Origin of the sequence: Streptomyces sp. NPDC048473, from assembly GCF_043200155.1 — a bacterium.
GTDB lineage: Bacteria > Actinomycetota > Actinomycetes > Streptomycetales > Streptomycetaceae > Streptomyces.
In genome coordinates this window covers 1-6385 of sequence record NZ_JBICXE010000124.1, presented here as the reverse complement: position 1 = coordinate 6385, position 6385 = coordinate 1, and the positions used below count along the sequence as shown (strand labels likewise).

6 protein-coding genes and 2 pseudogenes are annotated in these 6385 nt (G+C 72.0%); 4 read left to right on the top strand and 4 right to left on the bottom strand.

The window, feature by feature from the left end; genetic code table 11:
- The first annotated feature begins 174 nt into the window (after window positions 1–174).
- Window positions 175–1869 carry a bifunctional 3'-5' exonuclease/DNA polymerase gene (locus ACGFU7_RS47370; protein WP_393704944.1) on the top strand — a complete coding sequence of 565 codons (1695 nt, stop codon included), beginning with the start codon at window positions 175–177 and terminating at the stop codon, window positions 1867–1869.
- 19 nt (window positions 1870–1888) lie between these two features.
- Here ACGFU7_RS47370 and ACGFU7_RS47365 read toward each other — a convergent pair whose 3' ends face one another.
- Both ACGFU7_RS47365 and ACGFU7_RS47360 read right to left on the bottom strand, forming a co-directional pair.
- A complete protein-coding gene (locus tag ACGFU7_RS47365; protein WP_393704942.1) occupies window positions 1889–2128 on the bottom strand; it encodes a hypothetical protein in 240 nt (79 codons plus the stop codon).
- A gap of 236 nt (window positions 2129–2364) precedes the next feature.
- Window positions 2365–2454 (bottom strand): annotated as a pseudogene (locus ACGFU7_RS47360) (carbohydrate-binding protein); the annotation flags it as partial.
- Between the two features lie 385 nt (window positions 2455–2839).
- Between ACGFU7_RS47360 and ACGFU7_RS47355 the strand changes: the two are divergent.
- Together ACGFU7_RS47355 and ACGFU7_RS47350 are read left to right on the top strand one after the other, a co-directional pair.
- Window positions 2840–3907 carry a DUF2804 domain-containing protein gene (locus ACGFU7_RS47355; protein ID WP_393704940.1) on the top strand — a complete coding sequence of 356 codons (1068 nt, stop codon included), beginning with the start codon at window positions 2840–2842 and terminating at the stop codon, window positions 3905–3907.
- A 38-nt stretch (window positions 3908–3945) separates the two neighbouring features.
- A complete protein-coding gene (locus ACGFU7_RS47350) occupies window positions 3946–4626 on the top strand; it encodes a phosphotransferase (RefSeq protein WP_393704939.1) in 681 nt (226 codons plus the stop codon).
- A gap of 41 nt (window positions 4627–4667) precedes the next feature.
- Here the strand turns inward: ACGFU7_RS47350 and ACGFU7_RS47345 are convergent.
- Window positions 4668–5093 (bottom strand): annotated as a pseudogene (locus tag ACGFU7_RS47345) (dimethylarginine dimethylaminohydrolase family protein); the annotation flags it as partial.
- Window positions 5094–5182: 89 nt separating this feature from the next.
- Between ACGFU7_RS47345 and ACGFU7_RS47340 the strand changes: the two are divergent.
- Window positions 5183–6094, top strand: coding sequence for a hypothetical protein (locus ACGFU7_RS47340; RefSeq protein WP_393704937.1), 912 nt, complete (start codon window positions 5183–5185; stop codon window positions 6092–6094).
- Here ACGFU7_RS47340 and ACGFU7_RS47335 read toward each other — a convergent pair.
- Window positions 6095–6385 (bottom strand): transposase (locus tag ACGFU7_RS47335; RefSeq protein ID WP_393704935.1); only part of this gene is annotated, 291 nt, incomplete at its 5' end.

Below are 6385 nucleotides of genomic sequence, written 5' to 3'. Positions count from 1 at the left end.
CCCACCCCCCGTTTTTGCGGGCGTGCTCGTTGTCCCCCCCCCGGGGGCCCCCCCCCCCCCCCCCCGCGGGGGGGGGGGGGGGGGGGGGGGGGGGGGGGGGGCCCCCCCCCCCCCCACCCCATCCCGTCCCGCGCCCCCGCCCCCTTGTCAGTGCCGGGTGCCAGACTCGACCACATGACCGAACGTTGGGCTCTGGCCACCACAGAGACCGGCGGCGCCCTCCTCGCCCCGCTGGACTCCACCGGCCTGCCCACCACCCCGGTCCTGGCCGAACCCGACCTCGTGGAGGCCGTCCGCTCCCGCCCGGACGTCACACGCTGGGTCTGGCGGTCCACCGCCGAGATCTACCCGCGCCTGCTCGCGGCCGGCGTCCCCGTGGCCCGTTGTTACGACATCGAGGTCGCCGAATCCCTCCTCCTCGCCCACGAGGGCCGTCTCGGCGAACCCCGTTCCGCAGCCGCCGCCCACGCTCGCCTGCGCAACGCCCCCGTACCCCCCGATCCTCCGCCCCGCTCCGCCGAGCCCGGCTCGCAGTCCTCCCTCTTCGAGCCGCAGTCCGGCACGGACCTGCCCTTCGACGACCTGCTCCAGGTGTACGCCGACCAGCTCCGCCGCCACGACGCCTCCGAGCACCCGGGCAGGATGCGCCTGCTGACGGCCGCCGAATCGGCCGGCATGCTGGTCGCCGCCGAGATGAACCGGTCCGGCCTCCCCTGGCGCGCCGACGTCCACCGGGACGTGCTCCACGAACTGCTCGGCGAGCGTTACGCGGGCGGCGGCGAGCCCCGCAGGCTGGCCGAGCTGGCCGACGAGGTGTCGGCCGCCTTCGGCAGACGGGTCCGCCCCGACCTCCCCGCCGACGTGGTGAAGGCGTTCGCGCAGGCCGGCATCAAGGTGAAGTCCACCCGGCGCTGGGAGCTGGAGGAACTGGACCATCCGGCGGTGGAGCCCCTCATCCGGTACAAGAAGCTGTACCGGATCTGGACGGCGCACGGCTGGAGCTGGCTCCAGGACTGGGTGCGCGACGGCCGCTTCCGCCCCGAGTACCAGCCGGGCGGCACGGTCAGCGGCCGCTGGACGACCAACGGCGGAGGAGCGCTGCAGATCCCCAAGGTGATACGGCAGGCGGTCGTCGCAGACGAGGGCTGGCGCCTCGTCGTCGCGGACGCCGACCAGATGGAGCCCAGAGTCCTGGCCGCGATCTCCCGCGACCGCGGCCTGATGGAGGTGGCGGGCCATGACGGCGATCTCTACACGGCACTGTCGGACCGGGCCTTCCTCGGTGACCGGGACCACGCCAAGCTCGCCCTGCTGGGCGCGATCTACGGCCAGACCTCGGGCGACGGCCTGAAGAACCTGGCAGCCCTGCGCCGAAGATTTCCGCTGGCCGTGGCCTATGTCGACGATGCGGCGAAGGCGGGTGAGGAAGGACGTCTCGTACGCACGTGGCTGGGACGGACCAGTCCCCCCGCGGCCGGGAGCGGGGAGGACGAAGAGGCCGGCATCCCGCAGGAAAGCGCCGAACAGCCCTCCGCCGACGGCGAGTTCACCCCTGGTTACGCATCGTCGAACGCCCGCGCCCGGGGCCGCTTCACCCGTAACTTCGTGGTGCAGGGCAGCGCCGCGGACTGGGCGCTGCTGCTCCTGGCCGCCCTGCGCCAGGCGCTCGGCTCCGCCGGTCTCCGGGCCGAGCTGGTCTTCTTCCAGCATGACGAGGTGATCGTGCACTGCCCACAGGAGGAGGCCGAGGCGGTCGTGGAGGCGATCCGGGCGGCCGGTGAGCTGGCCGGGCGGACCGCCTTCGGTGAGACGCCGGTGCGTTTTCCGTTCACGACGGCGGTGGTGGAGCGCTACTCGGACGCGAAGTAGCCCGCCACATGCGTGCGGATCAACCGCCGGAGTCCGGAGTGGCGGGCCCACCGCTCCCCCGCTGTTCACCCGTGTCCGTCCCCGGAACAGGCCCCGGAGCAGGTCGGACGCCCGGTCCCTCGCCGAACCCGGCCAGCCCGTGGTCGTAGTGCGCGGGGCGCAGATGCTGATGCCGGTGCCGGGCATTGAGCAGATGAATGACGAACGCTGCGATCGCGATCATCGCGACGACGACCACGACGGTGACCAGGGTGTCCATGCGGTAACGGCCCCCTTCGATGCGCAGGCCGACAACGGCGGCTCACCGGGAGCCGTACACATCCAGGCTACTCCGCAGCCCGGCCCCCGCCCCCCGGACCGGGCGCGGCCGCACCCGTCCGCGGAAGGGCCCGGACCGGAGACTCTCCGGCCCCGGCCGAGCGCGGCGCGCGCCCCGCCAGGGAGTCCCCGGGGCACGCCCGCGCAGCGGTGGTACGCCTCCGCTGCGCTGCGTAGCTACCCGCGTTCCCACAGCGCGGGGACGTTCGGCGGCTCCCAGCCGGTGATGGCCGAGTGCGCCTGCAGACATCGGTACGCGATCCCGCCGCCGGCGAGCAGCGGGACGGCGCCGACGACGAGGGCATGGCCTTCAGCAGACCGGGTGAGAGCCGGCCGTTGCCTGCGGCGGTGGGCGTGGGGTGGGGTGGGGCGGTGGGGGGCGGGATCGGCGGATGCGCTGCCGGTCGGTCCGGCCCGCGCGAGCACGCCGACGGCCACGGTGGCGGTACACGCGGCCAGGGCACGTCTGCGGAGGGTGGAATCTCTCCACGGAACTCTCCTTGACTTGGGGGGAATTGCCGCCAAGGTAGCCGCGTACACGTCAGCCTCAGGAGATCCCGTTCTCCCCCTCACTTCGCGTCATGGGGCCCATGACCAGCGGCGCCGGGGCCTGTCCGCCCTCGATCCGCCGCACACGCCCTAGGCTCCACGCATGGCCACGCACGAACGCGAGATCACCGAGCCCGTCGACCTGTGCCTGCCGGACGGCCGGCTGAACCCGGCGGCCCGCGGATGGTCCAGGCAGCCGCTGCACCGGGCGAATCTGCGGGGCTGGGGCCGGACCAAGCGGTGGGAGTACTGGTGTGTGACCACTCCGACGCATCTCGTCGCACTGACCGTGAGCGACCTGGACTTCCTGGCCCTGAACACGGTGTACGTACTGGAGTACGGGGCGGGTGGCCGCGAGTTCGAGCGCACCGCGATCGTGCCCGGCGGCCGCGGTGTCCATCTCCCGGAGACGATCGCAGGCACGGCCGGCTCCCCCGCCGTGGCAGTCGGTCCACAGCGCCCCACCGGCGGCAAGGTCAGGATCGAGATCCGCGAGGAGAACGGAGGCACCCGCCTGCGGGCCCGCTGCCTGACCCCGTCCTCGTCACCGGGGGACGCCAAGGAGACCGTGGAGGCCGACCTCTTCGCCTCTGCGCCCACCGGCCACGAAACGCTGTCCGTCGTCGTGCCGTGGAGCGAGCGCCACTTCCAGTACACGTCGAAGCACACGGCCCGCCCCGCCTCCGGCACGGTCCGGATCGGGGACAGGATCCTGGAGTTCGGCGAGGACGCCTGGGCCGTGCTCGACCACGGCCGGGGCAGGTGGCCGCGTTCCGTCGACTGGAACTGGGGGGCCGCCTCGGGCCGTACGGGCGGTCACACGGTGGGGCTGCAGTTCGGCGGCCGCTGGACGCGGGGCACCGGCGCCACCGAGAACGCGCTCTGCGTGGACGGACGGCTCACCAAGATCGGCGAGGAGTTGGAGTGGCACTGGTCGCCCACCGACTTCATGGCCCCGTGGACCATCACATCGGCGGGCGGCCGGCCCCTGGTGGACCTGACCTTCACCCCCTTCCACAACCGCTCCACCCGCACCGACGCCGGTCTGATCGCCAACCGCACCGACCAGTGCTTCGGCCACTACACCGGCCTCATCCGGGACGACGAGGGCCACGAGATCGCCGTGGACCGGCTCCTCGGCTGGGCCGAGGACGTCCATATGCGCTGGTGATCTCCCCGTGCCGCCGCCCGTACCCATAGGTTCGTCCCATGCGAATAGGTGAGCTGCTGGGCACCGGACGATCCGCCGATGTGTACGCGCTCGATGAGAAGTGGGTCCTGCGCCGCTACCGCGACGGCATGGACGCCACCCATGAGTGGACGGTCATGTCCTACCTCAGCGCCCACGGCTACCCGGTCCCCCGGCTCGGCCCCCGCGACGCCGCGTCAGCCCCCTGCGACCTGGTGCTGCAACGTCTGACCGGCCCGACGATGCTGCACTCCCTGCTGTCCGGCGATCTCTCCGCGGCCGGGGCGGGCGCCATGCTCGCCGGTCTCCTCGACAAACTGCACACCGTCCCCGCCCGGCTCTCCCCGCACCCCGAGGACCGGATCCTCCATCTCGACCTGCATCCGGACAACGTGATGCTGACGGACCGGGGCCCGGTGGTGATCGACTGGAGCAACACCAGGGAGGGCGCACCGGCCGCGGACCGGGCCATGTCGTCCCTGATCCTCGCCCAGGTCGCGGTCGATCCCCGGTCCCCCGTGTCGGCGGGCGCCCGCGCCCTGCTGAACGCCCTGGTGCCGCACTTGTCCACCTCCGGCGGCATCCCCGCCCACCATCTCGCCGAAGCCGCCTCGCACCGCGCGGCCAACCCGACGATGAGCCCGCGCGAGGTGGCCCTCATCGGGCAAGCAACGTCACTGATCACCGAGTTGACGGGCTGAGCACGTCCCGTGACCCGGGAGGCTCCGTCCGTCTCAGGCGGTCACGAGTCCGCGCTGCGGAGTTCCAGGGTGCAGCACTTGGCGCTGCCGCCGGCCTTCAGCAGTTCGGTGATGTCGATACCGATCGGCTCGAAGCCTCGCTCGCGCAAGCTCTCGGCCAGGCGCGTGGCAGCCTCCGGCAGAACGACTCGGCGGCCGTCGGAGACGGCGTTCAGACCAAAGGCTGCGGCGTCCTCGTCGGTGGCGAGCACGGCATCCGGGTAGAGATCCTGCAGCGTCTTGAGGCTCTCGGGCGAGAAGGCGCCGGGGTAGTACATGATTTCGGTTTCACTGAGCACGCAGAGCGCGGTATCCAGGTGGTAGTAGCGCGGGTCGACCAGCTCAAGGGTGACGACCGGGCGGCCGAGCACCTGTGCCGCCTCGGCGTGCGCGCGAGGGTCGGTGCGGAATCCGGTGCCGGCCAGGATGTGCTCGAAGCGGCGGCCATCCTCGGCGCTGGCAAGTGGCTCGGATCCTGGATGCGGCGAACGCACGCCCGTCGGCCGCGCCGATTCGCGTGCTGTTGCTCGCCCGCACGCAAGACGGGTGGTGGGACGAGCTGCGGTCCGAAGCCGATACGAGTGAGGAGCTCGCGGCGCCGGACCGTACGGAATCCGCACACGCGGACGCCGTACGGGACGCCGCGCACGACTACGCGGCCGCGCTGACCGCCCTGGGAGAGCCCTGCCCGCCGCTGGACGAGGACTTCCGGAACGGGCTCTCGGCCGAGGCGCACCTGCCCGGTGCGCTGCAGACTTCGGTACTGGCCGGTCTGCTCGGCCTGACCGGGCGTGCGGAAGAGCTGCTCGTCGGTCGCGAACTGGCCTACCTGCGAGGTTCTTCGGACGAATACAAGCTGGGGCTGTCTGCTGAAGTGGTGGCGAGCGCCGCGGCCACCGCCCTCCTCTGCGGCGCCGCCGACGAGGAGGCGGCCCTTGCCGCGCTCGGGCACATCAACGCGCTGGAGGATCCCGCTCTCCGGATCCGGGTCGCCGAGTGGTTGCGTGATCTGTACCCACCTGCCGCATCCGAACAGGCGCCGTACTGGAGCGAGTTGCTTCCGGACTCGCCGGCGGAGGAACTGATCGCCACTGTTGTCACCCCCCGGTTCCTCCTGGGAACGCTGATGGAGACGACGGAGGAGCAGGACCGGCGGGCGCTCACCGTGCTGGCGCGCGCCGCGCACACGCGTCCGCAGGTGTGGGAGCGCCTGACCGAGCTGCTGTCCCTGCTGCCCGGCGTCTCGCCCATGGCGGTCGACGTGGCGTTGAGCGGCGGATATCCCGCCCCCCTCGCCGACGCGCTGACCTCATTGGCCGAGAAGAACCCTGCTCTGCCCGCCGACCTGCTGGACGCCGTACCGGCGGGCGTGACGGTGTTCGGCGAGTTCCCGGTACTGCTCGCGGAAAGCCTCGTAGGGGCATATTGATCAGAAACTCAATGGGTTCTCGTTGAGGGTGTAGCGGACGTGGGGGCCGTGGAAGTAGCCGCGGACGATGTGGGGCTGGCGCTGGCGTCTGCGGAAGAACCGGCGGGTCTCGGCGGCGAGTTCAGCCTGGTTCCGGGCCCGGTGGCCTTTGGGCAAGCTGTGCTTGAGGTCGGCGTTGACCAGCTCGTCGGGGTTCAGCTCCGGCGAGTACGGGGGCAGGAAGTGCAGTTCGACGGCATCGGGATGGGCGGCGACCCAGGTGCGGACCGTCTTCGAGCGGTGCGCGGAGTG